The 1119-nt window shown below is 69.2% G+C and carries 1 protein-coding gene; it reads right to left on the bottom strand.

What is annotated here, in order from left to right; translation table 11 throughout:
* Positions 1–1119, bottom strand: a 1119-nt coding sequence (locus tag AC2VOP_RS08350; protein WP_486960528.1) for a gamma-glutamyltransferase family protein, incomplete at both ends; no start/stop codon positions are given.

Raw genomic sequence — 1119 nt, 5'->3', positions numbered from 1 at the left:
GCAACGAGATGCCGGTTCCCGGCACCACCACCCCGGAGCCGAATCCCGGGAGATAGTTGGACTGGATCATCGACACCATCTGCCCGGACGCGTCGGCAGCGGTGAGGTAGACGGTGTCGCCGCGCGGCGTTCCGGCGGATACCGGCTTGGCCTGCGTGCGGTCGATCAGCGTGGCTCGCCGCCGCAGGTACTCGGGATCGAGTAACTGGTCGGGCCGCACCGGCAGCTGATCGGCGTCGCCGACATATGCCTGCGTGTCGGCGAACGCCAACTTCACCGCCTCGATTTGTAGGTGCACGCTGTCAGCGGAATCGGCCGGTGCCGAAGCCAGGTCGAACTGTTCGAGGATGCCCAGCGCGATCAGCGCGACGATTCCCTGGCCGTTGGGCGGGATCTCGTGCACGGTGAAGCCGCGATAGGTTTTTTCGATCGTGCCGACCCAGTCGGCGCGGTGGGCGGCCAGGTCTTCGGCCCGCATCGCGCCGCCGTGCGCCGCGGCATGCGCTTCCAGTTTCGCCGCCAGCTCGCCGCGGTAGAACGCCTCGCCACGGGTCGCCGCGATCTTCTCCAGCGTGGCCGCGTGATCGGGCAGCGTCACCAGTTCACCGGGTTTCGGTGCCCGCCCGCCGGGCATGAACACCTCAGCGAACCCCGGCTGGGACTCGAGAATCGGAACCTGCGCGTCCCACTGCGCCGCGACCGTAGGCGACACCGGGAATCCATTGCGTGCGTAGCTGATCGCCGGCCCGAATAGCCGTCCGAAATCCAGTCGGCCGAACTTTGCGTGCAGTTCGGTCCACGCCGACACGGCGCCGGGAACGGTGACGGAGTTCCAGCCGAGCAGCGGAACGTCGTTGCCGCCGAAGAACTCCGGCGTCCACGCGGCCGGGGATCGCCCGGACGCGTTCAGACCGTGCAGCTCCCGGCCGTCCCAGACTATGGCGAAGGCATCCGACCCGATGCCGTTCATGGTCGGCTCCACCACGGTGAGGGCGATCGCGGTGGCAATGGCCGCGTCGACCGCGTTGCCGCCGTCGGCGAGCATCCGCAGGCCCGCCTGGGCGGCGAGCGGTTGCGAGGTGCACACCACGTTGCGGGCGAGCACCGGCGTGTGCGGCC

The organism is Mycobacterium sp. TH-M106 (genome assembly GCF_057473765.1).
The sequence above is the reverse complement of the archived record's forward strand: the minus strand, read 5'-3'. Positions and strand labels throughout refer to the sequence as shown.